Below are 19,551 nucleotides of genomic sequence, written 5' to 3'. Positions count from 1 at the left end.
CTGTCCCTACAGTATTCCCCTCGGAAATTAAAGGATCTTATTTCAATGAAAACGCGATCGGCAATGTGTACAATACCCTTACCGGTCTATCGTTCTGCATCCCTGCTTTCCATCCCGGCATTATACCTACCACTCGAGCTGCTTCGTCACCAGCGCCGCCACCTACACCATCTCTGATTACTTTTACATTGGTCACAGATCCATCTTTTTCAACAGTAAATTGGGTGATTACCTTTCCTTCAAGACCATTTCTAACTGCTTCTTTAGGATATTCCAGATGCTTCGATAACCATAACATTAGTGCAGATAATCCGCCTGGAAATTCCGGCATTTGTTCCACATAATTTCTAACCACATTGTCCTCTTTTTCATCCGGTATATTTGGCACAACATCACCATTTAACCCCGATTCCACGCCTAAGGTAGGATCTATACTCACCGGACCGGATTCTATACCCTCTTGTGAAATACCAACGGGATTGTCATGTTCCAATTCTGCAGCAGAGGCAATTGGTGTTTCATGTATTGGTTTTGTTGAAATTATTGGTGCAGTGAAAGAAATTGTCTTGGAAGCATTTTGTGCAGCAGGTTTTGCCTTAATCACCTCGGGAATAATTTGTTCTGGCAAGATCTTAAACCCACCAGATACATCATAAATAATTTCCGTAGGCGGAATTTCTTTTGTTACAAAAATGTCATTGTAGTAGGAATAGCCAAAAAATGAAACCGTGATCAGGACACCTACCAAAAGCGCATGGCCAAGATCATTGTCATATTTTCTTCTTAATTCATATGCTCCATAAGCTTTGTTACGACCATCAAAAAGGATGTCCAACATGTCTGATTTTAAAATTTGTTCGCTTGTCATGATAATGTATTTTTATCATAACGTAAACATAAGTTATAACGTTGCGTGAATCAACGTATATTTACGTTTATTTTTAAAGCATATGCTTTATGTGCCCTTATCAGGTAGATTTAATAAAAGAGACAACTTAATTATTGAAATGTAACTTTTGTGCAATTTGGAATAACCAATTAACATTACAAATAGAGAAAACAAATATCCGCCTGTACAAATATTTATTACTAAGTTTAGTAAAAATTTGTTTCCGACACTCTTCAATCCAATTAATATTAAAAATTCATTTCTCTAATAATCTAAGTTTCTGCGTTAAAAATAAACTCCAGAAGTATTGATAGTACTCAATCAATGATAGAAGTTAAGAAGTCAGAAGAAATTAGAAGTTAGAAGTTAGAATTAGACTTCGATTATTGAGTACAGCAAATGAATTTAATTCAAGATACAAATTTAACCATAGACGGACAGTGTTTTAAATAATTTTATTAGCAAAAACTTATTTACTCAAGTTTCGGTAGTCAAATTTTCCTTTTTGAAGAAAAAAATTTAAATTATAATAAAATGTTAGATGTTAGAAGGTGATTTTTAGATGGCTTTCCATCAATCACATGGATACTTTTTCTACTAAACTTATTAAAGAAAAATATGAATCAATTGACTAAGCTCCATCTAACATCTAAACATCAGCCATCTACCTTTGTTTCTTAACTGCCGAAACTTGAGTTATTTATTTAAATCATAAATTATCAATGAAATGAGCAACTCTGAAACTATAATTAAACATTAAGAATAAAAAATTAATGAGGTTAAAAACTGAAGTGATGTACAGAATAATAATTAATAATTAACACCTAACAATTAACAATAAACACCTAATAATTAACAATCACCCTCCCCATCCATCACCTTATTATGATGGTTAATACTCTCCATGTGCACTGCATCAAAATACCTTGTAATAAATTCTTGGCTCAACCCAAGCATGTCTCCTTTGGCAAATGCAGTTGATAATATTTCATTCCATCTGGTAGTCTGAAGGATGGTAATATTGTTCTCCTTTTGAAAGAACCAATTTCATCAGCGATCTTCATCCTTTTGACCAAGTATTTGCATCAATTCATCATCAAGATGGCTGATTTGTTGACGCATCTTCTCGAGTCTTGAAAGTGAATCTTCACTCTCCGGAGCTTCATGTCTCCAGATCATGGACTCAAGCATTTCTGCCAATCTTTCCGGAGTAACTTGCTGTTTAGCATCGCTCCAAGCATTGTCAGGATCTATGTGGCTTTCTATCATGAGGCCATCATAATCAAGATTTATAGCCTTTTGAGCTGTTTCCATGAGTATGTCTCTTCGACCACAAATGTGAGACGGATCATTGATAAAGATCAATTCCGGATTTCTACGCTTCATCTCAATGGCTAGGTGCCACATCGGAGCGTTTCTGTATTCAGCATTGCCATAGCATGAGAATCCTCGGTGAATTAAACCGATTTTTTTAATCCCTGCTTTTGCAATCCTTTCAACGGCTCCAGTCCAAAGTTCAAGATCAGGATTGATTGATTTTTAATCAATACGGGCACGTCAACTCCTCTTAATGCATCGGCCATTTCTTGTATACTGAATGGATTGACTGTACTTCTGGCACCTATCCACAGCACATCTACATCAAAATGCAAGGCATCTTCCACTTGCTTCGCTGTAGCAACTTCAACTGTCACCGGTAATCCGGTTTCCTTTTCGCTCGCTGCAGCCAAGGAAGACCTTTGGTGCCGATTCCTTCGAAACTTCCTTGACGGGTCCTTGGCTTCCAGATTCCTGCAAGCAGGATATCAACTTTACCTGTGGCTGCAAGTCTGGTGGCTGTTGCAATGACTTGTTCCTCTGTCTCTGCACTGCACGGTCCGGAGATGATCAAAGGCTTTTTGTTTAAGATCTCTTCGATCGGTTTTGTTGTGTTTAATGTCTGTATCATGGTGTATGATTGTTAAGAGTTATTTTGAAAATTAGAAATTAGAAGTTAGAAATTAGAAATTAGAATGGCGTTAGTTTTGCTATCGATGTATGTGGTTATCAATTAAACTATGTGAAATATCGCACATCACTTATCGCACATCATTTATCATTTATAATTATTAATTAATTGCTCATTATTAAATTTTATTTCTATCATATTTAAAATTAGAAGTTAGAAGTTAGAATGGCGTTACGTTTGCTATTGATGTATATAGTTATCACACATCATTTATAATTCATCATTTATAATTCACCATTCACCATTTCTTTCACGGCAATATCTTCCCTATCCGATTCGCATTTTCAATGAGTTCGTATAGATATTCATAGTTTTCTTTTTCGAGGCAACTTTTAAATTTTCTTAATTGTGAGATGTGCTCATTCAATACATCCAGGACATTTTCCTTGTTCTGCATGAAGATCGGCACCCACATCGCTGGATTACTCTTTGCGAGGCGGACTGTGCTTTCGAATCCACCACTTGCCAACTGGAAAATGGTATCTTCTTCTTTCTTTTTCCAGCACTGTGGGCCAATGCAAATGAAGTGATGTGCGAAATGTGACTTACATAAGCTGCATGAAGATCATGGTCTGCACTACTCATTTTCAAAATATGGAGCCCAAGAATTGAAAAGATAGATTCTATTTTTTCCAGAACAATCTTATCACCGTGTTCAGGATCAGTTATTACAACTGCCTTTCCGACAAAAGCTCCTGAGATGGCAGCATCTGGGCCACTCAATTCTGTTCCCCACATGGGATGACTGGCGACAAAACGCCCTCGATTCGGATGATTGTGGATGGCTTGTAGAATGCTAGACTTGGTAGATCCAACATCAAAGACCATCTGATCGGTAACAAGATCAAGTATTTGAGGACAAAGTTTCACAGCAATATCAACCGGAACGGCTACAATGATGAGCTCGGAAACATTTATTGCATCCAACAGCTCCATAGTCTCATCCGCTAAACCCAAGGCCAAGGCCCTCTCCACATGTACATCATTCTGATCTACTACAATTATTTTGCTAGATAGCCCATGTTCACGCAAGGAAAGCGCCAAAGACCCACCGATCAGCCCCATACCTATCACCGTGACTACCATAGATCAGCTGTTTTTATTCGCTTAATTGCTTCATCGAGTTTCTCATTAGTACTGCAAAGACTTACTCTTACATAATTACAACCTGCACTTCCGAAGATACCACCCGGAGTTATGAATACATTCGCATTGTACAGCACATCGTCACTCAAATGAAAACCATCTTTGCAATCAGTAGGACATTTGGCCCAAACAAACATTCCGTTTTGATCGGTATGAAAGGTGCATTTCAACAATGCTAGTAATTCGTACACCTTCTCCCTCCGTTCTTTATAAACTTTGTTTAACTTATCGAACCAATCTTGCCCTAGTTCTAATGCTTTTGCTGCAGCAAGTTGGACGGGCAAGAACATTCCGCTATCCATGTTACTTTTGAAACGGATGATCTCATTGATCCTTTGTTCTGCCGCACATATCATTCCAACTCTCCATCCCGCCATATTGTGAGACTTAGACAAGGAATTAAGTTCTATAACGGCTTCCTTTGCTCCATGAATTTCTAACATGCTCATCGGACTATCATTCAAGATGAAGCTATATGGGTTGTCATGAATGATAAGTATATCATGTTTGATAGCAAATCGGACAATTTTTTCAAAAATATCCCGATCTGAACCCGCACCTGTTGGCATCTGAGGGTAGCTTACAAACAACAATTTCACAGGGTGATGAGCCGATAAAACCATAGAATCAAGTTCTTCAAAATCAGGTGCCCAATTCTTCGACTCATCCAATGTGTATGCTGCAACTTGGCCACCCGCCAACCTCACAGCGCTGCTATAAGTTGGATACCCGGGATTTGGAATCAGCACTATATCGTCTTTATCAAGGTAAGTCATACATATGTGCATGATCCCTTCTTTAGATCCTATCAGTGGCAGAATCTCTGATGCAGGATCGAGCTCGACATTGTACCATTGCGCATACCAATTACTTATGGCCCGCCGTAAGATGGGACTACCTTTATAACTCTGATAGGCATGTGCATCGGGCCTTTGGCTCTGTTTATTTAGCTCTTCTATGACATCAGGATGAGGAGGAAGATCAGGACTACCTATTCCCAGATTGATGATATTCTTGCCGGCTCTATTGAGTGATTCGATTTCTTTGAGTTTGGTCGAGAAATAATATTCTCCGGATACCATCCAGCCTTGTCGAGGTTTTAATACTTTCTTTGATCATTTATCTTTTTTTTAAATGGTACTTCCCTTCTTGTACACACCATATATTTTCAATTCCACAGTAAGAGATCGGATCATGTTTATTACTTTATCAAATTGTTCGATTGAATCAAACTCCATGTCTTGTATAATTAGTTTTCATCGTATGGATGTCCGGTGTAAGAATTTCAAGATCATACATATCGGCAGCCAGTTTGGAAGCGATAGCAGCCACATGTTTACTGTGATGTTGTCTGATATGTTTGGCACTAAGAGCGGTGTCTTCTGTTTCTATTACTTTCCAGTCAAAGTCGAGTAGATAATTTCTACATTGTCTTATAGCCATATGATGCGAACGAACTTCACGGACATCCTCTATTCGGACGCCCGGATATACCAGAAGATTTTGGCTAATATTGAGATAGATCTCGCCGGTAATGATGAGCTTACTCTCTTGTAGAAGATTATAATTGGGCAGGATGCTACCTACTATAGAGTTCTCAATGGCAATGACAGCGGCGTCAGACTGAGCGGCATCCGCTGCAACTTTGAAAACTTCAGGAAAATTATCACAAGGTAGGATAGAAATATGTTCACCAAAGAAATTCAACGCTGCTTCCTGATGGAAACTTCCCTCATAACCCTGAATGGCTATCTTTTTTATTGGAGTATGATTATGTAAACTGGATTGTTCATTGACTTAAATGAAAAATCCCGGCTTGCGGCCAGGATTCTTATGTTTATTAATTTATATCTTAATTATAGCAAAAGCGATCCGGCCTACTCTCTCTAAAGTAAAAATAAAAATAAAAACCGAATCCTTGTGCTGTGTTCATATTGTAAATGTATACTTATTAAAAATAAAATACCTATTTTTATTTATTTAATTTTTATGACTTTGGTTAGAAATTGGTCAAAAGTCCATTACTATTATGTTTTATAGACTAAAATTTTTATTCTTTACTATATATTTTCTATAATTTACTATTAAAAATCTTCATTAATAGGAAAATAATGCAGGCTAATAATCCAATATAAAAGATGATTTTCCTCCTTTGCATCATTTTCTGTGTAGGTTGGTAACACCTTTCCATCCGGAAGTGTCTTGTTAGACGAGTAAATAATATGGCCAAATGCGATGCCATAGATACCAGTTAATGCCAGAAAATAAGAGAGAATCAACCAACTTTTATTTACTTTCTCGGGTTTAGCGAGCTGGGCAAGTCGTTTCTCTTTGTAAATTCTTATCAATTCATCATCGATGTTCTCTCCACGTTCGGTCAGTATTTTTTTTGCAAGGGCGAGATCTATCTCACCCCATTCGTCATATCTGGCAAGGATATGATATAATGCATCTATGGTAAATGAATATAAATAATAATCATTTGGCAGGTCATGGATAGCTTCATCAGAGGATCCTGCAATGAGTAGGTCTGCACTTTCAAATGTCACATCAAATGGAGCTTTATTATCCCCAAAGATGGCCTCTATGCCACCTTCATCTAATTTTTTAACCAGAGCTAATGCCTCATCCTTAAGAATAAATTGCCTGAATAACAAAAATTCATCTTCTATCAACCTCTTTCTTCTTTAAGTTTTATCTCTATTTCTTCAAGAGCTTTTAATCCAAAATGTTTTAATATGAAACTTTTGCATTTCATAACTGACCCTTTTCATCGATGGCAAATCCTTTAACCGGCACTTTAACTCCAGCTGATAATCATGTTGATTGTCGGTATATTCACAACAATAAAGCAAGTCACCGTCCAGATAACAGATGATATGCAGGTCATCCCGCTTTATCGAATAGTCATTCCAGTTAAATACTGTTTCCAATATAATTGATTTAAAGCTCAATATAATATAAAGTCATGGTTCAGCGGTTAAAAACCTAAGGTAGATGGTTGATTTTAGAAGGTAGATGGCGTATCGTTAATTGATTCATAATTTTTACTTTTATGGGGCTGTTCTGTGATTAGAATATACATCGCCGTCCTGACAATTGAACTTTTAATAGCTTAAAAGAAATAAATCTGACATATTTACCCCCCCCCCCCCACCCGCGGCGTCAACCCTTATCAGGTTATTCGAACTGGAATTATTTTCCAAATCGTAAATTGATTCATAATTTTTACTTTTTGGGGATTTGAGGGATGTAATTTTTTATGTCAATTTAACTTAAAAAGAAATGAATCTGACATATTTAATTGAGGTAAATAATTCAACCTAATTCAGGGGTTGGTTGGGACCGGGGCTATTGTTATTCAACCCTTATCAGGGTTTTTTATGTTTTCGCATGGAAGCGTTCATTGATGCATGGAAGGTGAGTCGTTTAATAAGAAGAAATTATTCTTTTATCAAGATTTATAAAGCAGAAGTTCATGGTTTAATGAATTGATTATGATCTCTTCATTTATCGAAAAGTATAAACTCCTATGAATATTAGAACCCCCGGGGCTCTGATTCCCCAAGGTAACTGAGTTTTGTTCCAACCCTTTTCAAGGGTTTTTTATGAATTATATATAGGTGATAATTTTAACTAAATTGAAAATTTAAGCGTGCCATAATACTTTAGTTGACCAATAGTTCAACTTATGACCTATTTCAAATTTTTGTTGGCAATTGAAACCATAACGGTGAGGTTCGCAGGCTTTTATGGATATTTTCATGCATCACTTGTTGCAAATTGAGTTATCATTATTCAATCTCTAACAGGTGTCTAAAAACGCATTTATTAAGTAACCAAATATTTCATATCACGGTGCGCTGCACCTTATTTCTCTTGCACACTTATTACTACAAATATTTTGGTGCGCTGCACCTTTTTTGCATTGCATTGGTGCAGCGCACCTTTGTATTTATAGAAAATAAAATAAGGGCAGTACCAAGGTGCAGCGCACCGAGATATATGGCTCTATAAACCAGAAGCGGCAAAAGCAGACTCCAAACCAGGTTACTTACCCCAATTCTTACCTATATTGAATAACTTAAACTCTTTTTTTGTCCTTAATGATTAATCATATCAATCCTTGCTACTCCATTAACTCAAAGCCTGATCAAGGTCCGCCATAAGATCTTCAATATCTTCGATGCCCACACTCAATCGGATCAATGAATCTGTAAGTCCAACTTTCAGACGTTCCTCTCTTGGAATAGAAGCATGTGTCATTGTAGAAGGATGCCCTACCAAAGACACCTACACCGCCAAGAGATTCTGCCAGGCTAAACATTTTGAATTTCTTGAGTACTCCGACAGCAGATTCCAATGAATCTTTTTCAGGTCAAAAGAAACCATAGCCCCCAAAGTCACTCATCTGCGTAGAAGCAAGTTGATGGCTTGGATGTGTCTTAAATCCCGGGTAATTGACCTTATTTATGGCAGGGTGATTCTTCAAAAACTCAGCAAGTCTTCCTGCATTTCGGCATGCACGCTTCATTCTGATATGTAATGTTTTAATACCTCTCAGGATAAGGAAACAATCCATTGGTCCGGGAGTCGCTCCGCATGCATTCTGCAAAAACCTCAGCTGATCGTCAATTTCTTTTTTATTGCAAACCAATGCTCCAAGGACAGCATCACTATGACCACCAAGATATTTAGTACAAGAATGCAGAATTATATCTGCTCCCAGATCCAGAGGACGCCGAAGATAAGGTGAAGCAAAGTATTGTCCACACAAGTAATGATGCCGTATTTCTCAGCGATCTTCGTCACTTTTCTAATGTCGACGATAAACCACCATTGGATTAGTTGGAGTTTCTATCCAGATAAGTCTGGTGCGTGGATTGATCAATTTTTCCAGTTGGACAGTGTCATTTAACCAATTAAAATGACTTTTGATACCGAATCTACTGTAAACACGTGTCATCAACCTGTACGAACCGCCATAGAGGTCATTTGTAGAAATGATCTCATCGCCAGGATTGAGCATTTTCAGCAAAGTATCCATAGCTCCAGTCCACTTGGAGAAACAAAGTCCATACTTTCCATTCTCCAAAGCTGCTAGATTGGCTTCAAGGGCAGACCTTGTAGGATTGCTGGTAGACCATATTCGTGTCCTTTGTGCACACCAGGTTCATCCTGAACATAAGTAGAAGTCTGGAATATCGGTGTCATGATAGCTCCAGTAGAAGGATCCGGGAGATACTCCTGGCATGGATCACCTTTACTGTTGAACTTCATTGTTTTGGGTCCGTGGAGTCGTTTCTTTCACTTTTTTAGCCATTATTTTCTTTTATAACTTTTTAGAGCTGCATTAACGAGATCAGGCACGTCGAGGCCATATTTTTTCAAAAGATCCAATGGTTTTGCTTTCCCCGAAGCTGTCATTGACACCTATAAATTCCATTGGACAGGCAGTATTTTTAGCAGCAACATGAGCTACAGCCTCCCCAAGACCACCATTGATCTGGTGTTCTTCGACAGTGACCTGCACAACCTGTTCGGAGCTAAGGAGGCGACGATAGCAGCTTCGTCCAGCGGCTTGATCGTCGGAATACTGACGACATCACAAGAGATGCCTTGAGCCTCTAATTGTTTCGCCGCTTCTACCGCATTCCATACCATTAGTCCAGTCGCCATGATGCTTACATCTGTTCCACTACCCAGCGTCTGCGCCTTTACCTATGATAAATGGTTCGTCCACTCCTGTAAATACCGGCCAGTCAGGTCTTCCGAACCTCAAGTATACCGGACCTACATGATCCAAAATAGCAAGCACCGCATTTTTAGTTTGATTAGCGTCAATCGGGCAGATCACCGTCATGCCTGGAAGCATGCATCATGCCGATATCTTCCAGCATCTGATGAGTTGCTCCATCTTCACCCAGGGTAAGCCCAGCATGAGAAGCACAAATTTTACATTTTTGCCTGAGTAAGCAATAGATTGGCGGATTTGGTCGTATACTCTTCCTGTAGAAAAATTGGCAAATGTACCGGTAAAAGGGATCTTACCAGTAGTAGAAAGGCCTGCAGCGACGGACATCATATTAGCTTCGGCAATACCCATCTGTACAAACCTGTCAGGAAAATCTTCTATAAAAGCTTCCATTTTTAGTGAACCAAGTAAATCTGCACAAAGTGCATCACCTGGTCATTTCTTCGTCCTGCTTCGTGCAAGCCTTCACCAAAACCGTCCCTGGTGGCCTTTTTCTCCTGTCGAAACTATATCGTTGATATTCATATCTTAGTGTTTATGGTTTGGTGCCGAATAATTTTCATTGTAAACAAAGTCATCCAAAGAACTCACCAGCTGTGACAACCCTTTATCAAGTTGCTCTTTGTTTGCGCTTTTCCGTGCCATGCGTGTGCCCATCATAAAGTCTACACCACAACCCATATTCGTTCTCATAAGGATGACAGTTGGAATATCCGTACCTACATGTGTTTTAGCTTCTTCCAAGGCTTTGACGATGGACTCCATATCATTGCCATCTGTGACGACTACTCTCCAACCGAAAGTTCGCCATTTTCTACTTTCAAGGTCACCAAGACTTAATACTTGATCATTGGTACCATCGATTTGCTGGCCATTCCAGTCCACAGTCACCATTAAATTGTCTAGTTTATGAAAAGGAGCAAACATCGCTGCTTCCCAGATCTGACCTTCCTGAAGTTCGCCATCACCAGTGGAAACAAATACGAATCCCGGATCTTTATCCATCTTCTTCGCTAATGCCATACCTACACCGGGACAGAGAATCCCTGACCCAAAGAACCAGAGAGGGCTGTCCTGATGCCCGGCAATCCTTCATGGGTCGTCGGGTGTCCTTGAAGTCGGGTATTTAATTTACGGAAGGTCGACAGTTCTTCTACTGGAAAATAACCTTTTCTTTGCCAGCACACTGTAAAGCACCGGAGAGATATGGCCATTGGAAATGATAAAGGCATCTTCATTCTTGCATCCATTTTAAATTCATCCGATTGAGTCATGACTCTAAAATATAGCGCAGTCATGAAATCTGCACACCCGAGTGAACCACCCGGATGTCCGCTGGAGGCGTTGAAAACCATTTGAAGAATGTCGCGACGCACTTGGGTGGCGATTTTCTTCAATTCATCAATATCTTCTACTTTGTCTCTCATATCCTATGGATTAATTAAGGCGCAAAGGTAAGATAAAAATAGAAATCAGAGGTCAGAAGTAAGAGGTCAGAAGTCGACACTAGATTTTAGAGGCTAGAAAGTAGAGGCAAATTTTTTTGGAGGTGTGGAGGTGAACGGCGAACAGCGAACAGCGAACGGTAAGAGCCGGCTGAATCTCACGGTTGAGGCTGCAGGCGATTATTGTTTAGAAGTGAGAGGGTGAGGAGGTGAGAGGGTGAGGAGGTGTGGAAGGGAACAGCGAACGGTAAGAGCCGGCTGAATCTCCCATGGTTGAGGATGCAGGTGATTATTACTTAGGAAGTGAGAGGGTGAGGAGGTGAGAGGGTGAGGAGGTGTGGGAGCAGGACAGCGAACGGTAAGAGCCGGCTGAATCTCACGATTGATGCTGCAAGCGATAATTGCTTAGAAGTGAGGAAGTGAAGAAGCGAACAGCGAACAGCGAACGGGGAGATCTGGACACTATCCCACAAAGTGTGTGTTGTTTTGGGCTCCCTAAGCTTTCATAAAATTGGTTAATCTTCCAAAGATAATAATAAATTGATTGGTTACCACGCCCCAGTTATGAATAGGCATGGACCATTTCCCGTAGCTTCTTATGGAGCCAGATAAACTGATTTCATAACAGATTCATCAGTTGGAAAAGAAAGCTTGTTTTTGTATATTTTCTGATTTTTCCATTCAGGTTCTCTATTAAATTAGTTGTATACATAATCTTACGGATTTCTAAGGAAGCTGAAAAAGTCGTTAATTCATCCCAGTTAGTCCTCCAGATTGTACTGAATACGGATACTTATCTTCCCAAGTCATTGCAAAGTCTCAATGCTGCTTGCTGATTGTTTCGTTGGCGCTCCATATATTTTCTTCATATCAGCTGTAAATGGCTTTCGGTCTTTATATGACACAAATTTGCATGCATTTGATCTGATGGACAATGCATATTTGAGTGTTTGATTGTGGGAAAACCGTTTTGATCGTTTCCGTAAAACCATTTAAAATTGTCTGTAGCTGTTATGAGTATATCATTTACACCACGTGCTTTCATGTCTGTCATCACACTCATCCAAAAGCTGGAGCCTTTTCCACCCTAGCCACAACCCAACACTTCCTTTATACCATCTTGCCTCAGGCCGATCGCTATATAAATCGTCTTGTTTATTACCTGGATTGTTCTCTTTACCTTAAATACAATTCCATCTAACCAGACAATCAAATAGACATCTTCCAGCGGCCTATTTTGCCATGCTACAATATCCTCTGTTATAGCATTTGTTATTCTTGAAATCGTTGGAAGTTGATACTTCACATTGTATAGATCCCTGATCTGGTTTTCTATATCGCTATTACTCATGCCCCTTGAATACAATGAAATGATGATATTTTCTATACCTTCAGCCATTCCTTTTCGCTTTGGAACAAGCATCGGTGAAAAACTACCATCTCTATCTCTTGGTACCTGAATGTTATCCTCTCCAAAACTAGTTTTAATCTTCTTATTACTAAACCCATTTCTTGAGTTTGGTGCACCGGTTTTATCGTGCTTTTCATATCCAAGGTGGCTATCCATTTCGCCCTCTAGCATCTTTCTATCCCTCTTTTTGAATCGATGTTAGAAACTCATCAATTCATCTCCTGTCTTAAATTGCTTTAAAATCTCATCACTGATAAAATCTTTGAATCCATTTGCTTTTTTGTTTTTCGTTATAAATTTATTCATTTTTATAACTTACACACTTTATGGCTTAGTACCGAGATCTGGCTGATCAAAAGCATCATTGCTGTCTTCTTTGTTATAACCAATGACAGATTATTCAGAGGGTGAGATAACTCAAAATTAGTATCTGAATTAATTCGTTCAATAGCCTTGAGTTTCAACTCATGGCTAATTCTAAAATATCTAGTTTCACACCTGCTGCTGACTAAAGTCAACGGATCAGTGGATGTTCATATATGACTTTAGTCCCAGCCAATTTATTCCTGTCAATAAAAAATTTAACATTTATTCTTTTTAATAATCATAATTTTGCACTTTACTGAATCATCAAACTTTTAATCAAAACTATGACCAGGAAATACCTTACAATACTTTTTGTCATGACCATTGCTTTGGTTACAGCACAGATAAAAATTGTCAAACAAACTCACATCTGATTACCAAAATGTAGAAGGCACTAAGATTAGCTTAATTCCGCCTAATGGATTTACAAAGGCTGTGAATTTTCTGGGATTTCAAGAGGAGGCATCGGGATCCAGCATCATGGTATTAAATATTCCGGGACCTTTTTCTGAAACATCTAAAGGTATTACAAAAGAAAATTTATTGTCTACAGGGGTCCAAATGATAAGCGATGACCAAATCCTATTGAATGGTCTGCCAGCCTTATTAGTGCAAGGGAAGCAAAGTGCATATGGCAATATATATACAAAATATATTTTAATTTTTGGAACAGAAAAGGAGACTATTATGATCAATGGTGTGTTTCCCGAACACCTGACTAAGTTATCCGGTGATATTAAAAAATGTTTATTGTCCACATATTATGAAGCTGAAAAACAGGTCAATATTCTTGAAACAGTCGAATATACCATTGAAGTAACTGGCACAAAATTAAAATTTGCTGTCAATATGTCCAACTCCCTGATATACACCGTAGATGGTTGCCAACAAAGTCAGATGACAAGACATCTTTGACAATATCTAAATCGTTTTCAAAAATGCCAATACAGAGGACTTGAAGGATTTTTCAATTAATAGACTGAAGCAAACACCTTTTGAGGTAGATAGTATTAAACGTTCAGCAGATATCGTCATTGGCGATTTATCCGGGTATGAAATAATATCAAAAGGTAAAAACATAAAAACAAGAGTTCCAGAATATCTATATCAGTTGATCTTGCCCACTGACAGTAATTATTACATACTTTTTGGCACCACAAATGACATGTCAGAGGTGAGTATCAATGAGATAAAAAAGGCAGCGGAAACATTCTAGTTGAAATAGTATTTTGCACTATTTGATTAGATAAATTACTGGACCGGAAGTCCGATCAAAGTTGATTATGATCCGTTGGTTAAAACCAACGGCAAATTACTTGTGAAATATTGGAAATTTAATCTGAAATCTAATTTACTCGGTCAATTGCCTTGAGTTTTAACTCAGCAAATTGCAAATTATCTAGTTTCAATTCGTTAGTAATTTGCCGTTGACTTCAGTCAACGGATCGAAGGATAGCTATGAAAGGGCTTTAGTCCTGCAACCTATTCAGTGTGATGAGGATTAATTCAAAATAGGAATAAAAATTAATCTCGTTCAATTGCCTTGAGTTTTACTTCAAGGCCAATTATCACTCTTCTAAAATAAAAGCACCCAAAGTGGGTGCCTCTTAAGTGTGGTATTTTTCTTAAAATACCAATATTAAATAAGGGATTGTTAATTAACTTTTATAAATTTCTTCTGAAGCACGATTGATTCATCCACCAATTTTAAATAATAAACGCCTGATGGCACTGCTGATATTTAAATTGTTGTTTGAAAGAGGATCCATTTTGAAATTTTTTCACCACATCTCCTTTGACATTCAACAACAGCATTTCCTGCATATTATTGGTCTTAAATCCTGAAATGTAACGTTAGCCTCTCCATGTGTCGGATTCGATATATTCATATCTCATGGCATTATCACATTTTCCAATGGCAGTAGCGACCTTGAGTAGCTAATCGAATTGTCAAGATCTATAGCCTTAAGTCTCGTAATAAACAGCACCTGAAACCAAAGGAGTATTGTCTGTGAAAACATAAGAGTTATTCATAGAGGCGCCATTACCTTTAGTTTTTACGAACCTATTGTTACAAAGTTTCTACCATCAACAGACTTTTGAACTTCTGCACGGTCAAAGTTTTCCTCACTATACGTATTCCATGTGACATTTACTGATGAACAATCATCTACTTTGGCGTTAAACTCACCTAGTTTGATAGGAAGGGAGCGCTAACAGTGAAGAGTGCCGTGGCAGAATTATTATTCCCATTCGTATCACCGATTCCGATCGCTTCATCAGTAAATGATGCATTGCAAGATATTGCTCCACAATCCTCGCAACTTACACTTTTACCTATAAAAGGAATAGTCTATAGAACATGAAACACCATCGTTCATCACTCCCACCATATTTTTGAGTACAACTTGTATTACCATTAATGTATGCAATGTATGTAACAGCCCAATAGAACTGGACAAATAACATCCATTATCAGAAAAGTTAACAGGAAGAGGAATTTCAATTTCACCTGAGATCGAAAGCTGTACCCGAATACCCCTAATAGGCACAGGCATCACCTAAATACCCAACATCAATGAATATCTTCCTCTTTCTCCGACAGTCAATGAGAAAGGAACAGGAGATACCGCTACTACTTGAAAATCGTAAGTAGCTTGAGCTTTAGCAAGTGCTGAGCCTAAGAGCAAGAATAAGCAAATGATCAATTTATAATTTTCATCATTTATAGTTTTTAACTTTTAATTAAGGTGATTAAATTTTATAAGTGTATTAGATAATGTGTTATTCGGCGGGTTATTTTCGCCACCAGAAACCATTAACTATATTTACTGATGTCTAACTGTTCCTTTTCCACCGCCGGTTCGCGTAATTTTCTTAAACCAATTTTTTTGGTTTGATTCGCCGGAATTGATACTCCAGCCCTAGATGTGAATACAATAAACTCACCACTAAAAGTCCAGGTAAAGTCATTGTGATCAAACACAGGTATCTCCACCTATTGTCACATCAGCATCCGGATGAATTGGTTATAACTAAACCATTTGCAGGTGCATAATTTGTAACCCTAAATGTGATTGTACCAGTTGTAGCCGCTGTTCTGATATTTCTTATTCTAACCACCTCGTCTATTGTTCCCGAACAATATTGTAGAAGAGAAAACTAAAGCCGGTGTCAAATCAGGATACACCTGGTTCTGTGATCTACGATATCAGATACTGTTTCACATCCATTGTGATCTCTGACAACCATAGAATAGGATCCGGCCTGTAAAGCATAAATAGGTTAGAGGACTGCCAGTTGGCCCTCCATCTTTGGTAATATTCATAAAGCATTGTTCCACCAGTCGCAATAACTGTAATACTTCCGTTATCACAAGTTTGCATGTTTCATTGGTTATAATATAATCACTACCGTAGGAACTGCCGGTTGTGTAATTGTCACAGAGGTAGATACAAAGCATCCTTTATCATCCGTGGCAGTGACCATATATGTTCCAGCTGTTAATCCACTTATAGCAGGCGTCATAGTCGGAGCAGAATCATTCCATAGATAATCAAATGTTCCAGTACTGTTCACAGCAAGAACACTTGCAGTTCCATTACTTTGTCCGCTGCAAAGAACACCTGTTATCGTCAAAATTGAAATCGTAGGTTGCGGATTAACGGTCACTGTAGTATTAGTAGTATTAGAACACATTGTAGCTCCAGTAAAACTATAAGTAATTGTATATGTGCCTGGTGCAGTAGTGCTTAAATCTATAGCTCCTGTTACAGTATTAAGGGAAGCACTGCTGGCAATATAGAATACATACCACCTGCCTGACTTGTTTGAGTCACTGTCGCAGTGCCTATCGCAATAAAATTCAGCCTGAGCATAAGCTATTGTAGCTGTAGGCAGTGGATCTACAATGATCTGCTGAGGATATGTAGCATTGTATCCACCATAGCTTACTGTTACTGAATATGTCGTCGTTGTCAACGGACTTTCTGATATAGAAGCAGTAGTAGCTCCGGTTGACCACAGATACGTCGAACCAGCCTTAGCACCTGAAATTGTTAAGGTCACTGATTGTCCAATACAAATGGTTCCATCATCATTGGCAACTCCACCAGTTTCCCGGGTTACAGCTAATGTAGCTGCTGCAACTATGACATCAATTCCATTAGGCCATCAAGCCATGGACAGAAATCGACATCTACTGATACCAATACTCCTGTGCCAGTGCCGACTACGCCAGGACCGGAATCATCACCACCACCCCACCAGTTAGGTTTTGCATCTACTTTAATACCCGTTACATTCAGTACCCCTGCATTCAACAAGGCCGAAGTTGTTGTAGTTGATGACTACCGTACCTGCACCCAGGTTACTTTCATAACAGCGACTGCTGTAGGTACAACTGTCAGGTGGCCAGTCACATTATTATTAATTGTGTTTAGCGAAACAGCTGCTCCCGGCGTATTGTCCTTCAAGGCCGATACCGTGCGCCCAAAGGCCTTCTAAATCGGTGATTGAGTTACTACTTATTACAGGGGATACTACTTTTCCAGTTCCCACCGTTCCAAGGTTTAACAAAATACCATATGCACCGCGTCCACCACTAGCCCATGGTAATCATCGCGTCAATATCAGTAATGGTGTTGCCACCGATTGTCAGAGCAGTTACGTCAAAATTACCGGAATCATAACCTACTGTGATGGCACTTACGCTTCCGAAATTACCACCTGTTAAGTTATCTATTGTATTATTTGTAACCGCAATAGTACTCACTGCATTTCCAGTACCGGAGATGCTGATAGCATTTACCGGCTGGCTTATTTAATGAAGCTCCACCAACATTGGTGACATGGTTGCCCGTGATCGTAATATTGCTGTTGTTGTTTGTAAATATTGCATTCTGACCATTTGATTGGTCAAGGTCAAGTTCTGAACCGTCACACCACTGCTTGTGATGCTTATAGTCGGAACAGCAGGATTGGCACTTGCTATGCTTGACAAGGCTGCACTGTTGCGTGATGTCAAGGTCAATGCCCTATCAATCGTTAAGCTCTCAGTGTTTATGCCGTCCAACACTTCGACCGTTTGAGTCATCATTGTACTCGCATCATCAATCGCTGATTGAATTGTACAGTAATATAAGTCTTTCTGTACGTTGTAAGCTACAGGTGCTGTAACTGTCACTGAAGTAGTAGTCGAACTACATCCATTTACATCAGTGAAACTATATGTTACTGTATAAGTACCAGGTGTGCTGGTTCGTAAGTTAATGTCTCCTGAAACTGAATTGATACTCAAACCCGCTGTGGATGTATATGTACCACCTGTTTGGCCTGTTTGGTCACTGTAGCTGTGCCTTCAGTACAGTATGGTGATCCAGAATATGATATCGTAGCCACTGGTAGTGGATTGACGATGATCTGCTGAGGATATGTAGCAGTACATCCACCATAACTTACTGTTACTGAATATGTCGTCGTAGCAAGCGGGCTTTCTGTTATAGAAGCAGTAGTAGCTCCGGCTGACCTGACCAGATACGTCGAACCAGCCTTAGCACCTGAAATTGTTAAGGTCACGATTGTCCAATACAAATGGTTCCATCATCATTGGCAACCCACCAGTTTCGGTTGCAGCCATCGTAGTTGCTGCAACTATGACATCAATTCCACTAGGGCCATCTGCCATGGACAGAAATCGATATCTACTGATACCAATACTCCCAAAGGCTTGACTACGCCAGGACCGGAATCATCACCATCACCACCACCAGCTGTAGGTTTTGCATCTACTTTAATACCCGTTACATCTAGTACCCTGTATTCAACAAGGCTGAGTTGTTGTAGTTGATGACTACTGTACCTGCAACCAGGTTACTTTCTACCTTAACAGGACTGCTGTAGGTACACCCGTCAGGTGGCCAGTCACATTATTAATTGTGTTTAGCGAAACAGTTGCTCCCGGCGTATTGCCTTCAAGGCCGATACCGTGCGCCCAAAGGCCATCCAGGGCAGTGATTGTATTACTACTAATTGCAGGTGATACAATTTTTCCCAGCCCGTGGCACCCAGGTTCAATAAAAGATCGTATGCCCTCTTTCCACCACTAGCCCATGGTGTATTCACCGCACTAATGTTCGTTATTGTATTGCCACTGATCGTCAGAGCAGTTACATCAAAGTTATTAGGTTCATAACCTACCGTAACGGCACTTACGCTTCCGAAATTACCACCGGTTAAGTTATCTATTGTATTATTTGTAACCATAATAGTATCACTGCATTTCCAGTACCGGAGATGCTGATAGAATTTACCGGCTGGCTAACTAAACCAGCTTCCACCTACTTTGGTGATGTGGTTGCCCGTGATCGTAATATTGCTGTTGTTGTTTGTTGATACTGCCATTTGACCATTTGGATTGGTTAAAGTCAAGTTCTGAACCGTCACACCATTGCTTGTGATGGTAATAGTCGGAACAGCAGGATTGGAACTTGTAATGCTTGACAAGGCTGCAACTGTTGAGTGATGTCAAGG

General features: G+C 39.1%; 20 protein-coding genes and 5 pseudogenes. 2 read left to right on the top strand and 23 right to left on the bottom strand.

The window, feature by feature from the left end:
* Positions 1 to 37: 37 nt before the first annotated feature.
* The 13 genes and pseudogenes from IPI15_RS17520 to IPI15_RS20000 form a co-directional block, all read right to left on the bottom strand.
* Positions 38 to 868, bottom strand: coding sequence for an energy transducer TonB (locus IPI15_RS17520; RefSeq protein ID WP_287421615.1), 831 nt, complete (start codon positions 866 to 868; stop codon positions 38 to 40).
* An 873-nt stretch (positions 869 to 1,741) separates the two neighbouring features.
* Positions 1,742 to 2,837 (bottom strand): annotated as a pseudogene (locus IPI15_RS20015) (chorismate mutase).
* Between the two features lie 310 nt (positions 2,838 to 3,147).
* Positions 3,148 to 3,983, bottom strand: a pseudogene (locus tag IPI15_RS20010) (prephenate dehydrogenase).
* Positions 3,977 to 5,125, bottom strand: a complete 1,149-nt coding sequence (locus IPI15_RS17490; protein ID WP_287421612.1) for a pyridoxal phosphate-dependent aminotransferase — start codon at positions 5,123 to 5,125, stop codon at positions 3,977 to 3,979. Before IPI15_RS17490 ends, IPI15_RS20010 begins: the two are co-directional and overlap by 7 nt.
* 145 nt (positions 5,126 to 5,270) lie before the next feature.
* Complete coding sequence (locus IPI15_RS17485; protein WP_353845326.1) at positions 5,271 to 5,750, bottom strand: prephenate dehydratase domain-containing protein; 480 nt, start codon at positions 5,748 to 5,750, stop codon at positions 5,271 to 5,273.
* 377 nt (positions 5,751 to 6,127) lie between these two features.
* A complete protein-coding gene (locus IPI15_RS17480; RefSeq protein ID WP_287421611.1) occupies positions 6,128 to 6,718 on the bottom strand; it encodes a hypothetical protein in 591 nt (196 codons plus the stop codon).
* A 1,462-nt stretch (positions 6,719 to 8,180) separates the two neighbouring features.
* A complete protein-coding gene (locus IPI15_RS17475) occupies positions 8,181 to 8,336 on the bottom strand; it encodes a PLP-dependent transferase (RefSeq protein ID WP_287421610.1) in 156 nt (51 codons plus the stop codon).
* Positions 8,337 to 8,421: 85 nt separating this feature from the next.
* Positions 8,422 to 9,138: pseudogene (locus IPI15_RS17470) on the bottom strand (trans-sulfuration enzyme family protein).
* A gap of 5 nt (positions 9,139 to 9,143) precedes the next feature.
* Positions 9,144 to 9,323: a hypothetical protein gene (locus IPI15_RS17465; RefSeq protein ID WP_287421609.1), complete on the bottom strand. Its 180-nt coding sequence runs from the start codon at positions 9,321 to 9,323 to the stop codon at positions 9,144 to 9,146.
* 42 nt (positions 9,324 to 9,365) lie between these two features.
* Positions 9,366 to 10,259 (bottom strand): annotated as a pseudogene (locus IPI15_RS20005) (transketolase family protein).
* A 67-nt stretch (positions 10,260 to 10,326) separates the two neighbouring features.
* Positions 10,327 to 10,821, bottom strand: coding sequence for a thiamine pyrophosphate-binding protein (locus IPI15_RS17450; protein ID WP_287421607.1), 495 nt, complete (start codon positions 10,819 to 10,821; stop codon positions 10,327 to 10,329).
* 2 nt (positions 10,822 to 10,823) lie between these two features.
* A complete protein-coding gene (locus IPI15_RS17445; protein WP_287421606.1) occupies positions 10,824 to 11,225 on the bottom strand; it encodes a thiamine pyrophosphate-binding protein in 402 nt (133 codons plus the stop codon).
* Between the two features lie 513 nt (positions 11,226 to 11,738).
* Positions 11,739 to 12,960 (bottom strand): annotated as a pseudogene (locus IPI15_RS20000) (IS256 family transposase).
* A gap of 411 nt (positions 12,961 to 13,371) precedes the next feature.
* On the opposite strand from IPI15_RS20000, the gene IPI15_RS17435 reads away from it, so the two are divergent.
* Entirely contained in the window at positions 13,372 to 13,935 is a 564-nt protein-coding gene (locus IPI15_RS17435; protein ID WP_287421604.1) for a hypothetical protein, read from the top strand.
* A 40-nt stretch (positions 13,936 to 13,975) separates the two neighbouring features.
* On the top strand, positions 13,976 to 14,236 hold the full coding sequence (locus IPI15_RS17430) for a hypothetical protein (protein ID WP_287421603.1): 261 nt from the start codon (positions 13,976 to 13,978) through the stop codon (positions 14,234 to 14,236).
* A gap of 1,345 nt (positions 14,237 to 15,581) precedes the next feature.
* Here IPI15_RS17430 and IPI15_RS17425 read toward each other — a convergent pair.
* The 10 genes from IPI15_RS17425 to IPI15_RS17380 all read right to left on the bottom strand — a co-directional run bounded on the left by IPI15_RS17425 (position 15,582) and on the right by IPI15_RS17380 (position 19,524).
* Positions 15,582 to 15,710 (bottom strand): hypothetical protein, encoded by a 129-nt coding sequence (locus IPI15_RS17425; RefSeq protein WP_287421602.1) that lies wholly within the window; start codon positions 15,708 to 15,710, stop codon positions 15,582 to 15,584.
* A 513-nt stretch (positions 15,711 to 16,223) separates the two neighbouring features.
* A complete protein-coding gene (locus IPI15_RS17420; RefSeq protein ID WP_287421599.1) occupies positions 16,224 to 16,406 on the bottom strand; it encodes a hypothetical protein in 183 nt (60 codons plus the stop codon).
* A 10-nt stretch (positions 16,407 to 16,416) separates the two neighbouring features.
* On the bottom strand, positions 16,417 to 17,088 hold the full coding sequence (locus IPI15_RS17415) for a hypothetical protein (RefSeq protein WP_287421597.1): 672 nt from the start codon (positions 17,086 to 17,088) through the stop codon (positions 16,417 to 16,419).
* Between the two features lie 80 nt (positions 17,089 to 17,168).
* Entirely contained in the window at positions 17,169 to 17,345 is a 177-nt protein-coding gene (locus tag IPI15_RS17410) for a hypothetical protein (RefSeq protein WP_287421595.1), read from the bottom strand.
* Between the two features lie 278 nt (positions 17,346 to 17,623).
* On the bottom strand, positions 17,624 to 17,794 hold the full coding sequence (locus tag IPI15_RS17405; protein WP_287421593.1) for a hypothetical protein: 171 nt from the start codon (positions 17,792 to 17,794) through the stop codon (positions 17,624 to 17,626).
* A 48-nt stretch (positions 17,795 to 17,842) separates the two neighbouring features.
* Positions 17,843 to 18,319, bottom strand: a complete 477-nt coding sequence (locus tag IPI15_RS17400) for a hypothetical protein (RefSeq protein WP_287421591.1) — start codon at positions 18,317 to 18,319, stop codon at positions 17,843 to 17,845.
* Positions 18,316 to 18,597: a hypothetical protein gene (locus IPI15_RS17395; RefSeq protein WP_287421588.1), complete on the bottom strand. Its 282-nt coding sequence runs from the start codon at positions 18,595 to 18,597 to the stop codon at positions 18,316 to 18,318. The genes IPI15_RS17400 and IPI15_RS17395 overlap by 4 nt, the downstream gene beginning before the upstream one ends.
* Complete coding sequence (locus tag IPI15_RS17390) at positions 18,572 to 18,706, bottom strand: hypothetical protein (RefSeq protein ID WP_287421585.1); 135 nt, start codon at positions 18,704 to 18,706, stop codon at positions 18,572 to 18,574. The genes IPI15_RS17395 and IPI15_RS17390 overlap by 26 nt, the downstream gene beginning before the upstream one ends.
* Before the next feature lie 254 nt (positions 18,707 to 18,960).
* Positions 18,961 to 19,284: a hypothetical protein gene (locus IPI15_RS17385; RefSeq protein WP_287421583.1), complete on the bottom strand. Its 324-nt coding sequence runs from the start codon at positions 19,282 to 19,284 to the stop codon at positions 18,961 to 18,963.
* Positions 19,285 to 19,338: 54 nt separating this feature from the next.
* A complete protein-coding gene (locus tag IPI15_RS17380) occupies positions 19,339 to 19,524 on the bottom strand; it encodes a hypothetical protein (protein ID WP_287421580.1) in 186 nt (61 codons plus the stop codon).
* Positions 19,525 to 19,551 lie beyond the last annotated feature (27 nt).

Source organism: Candidatus Brachybacter algidus, from assembly GCF_016707225.1.
Classification (GTDB): Bacteria; Bacteroidota; Bacteroidia; order Chitinophagales; family Saprospiraceae; genus Parvibacillus; species Parvibacillus algidus.
Note: the sequence above shows the minus strand (reverse complement) of the source record. Positions and strands in the feature narration are given on the sequence as shown.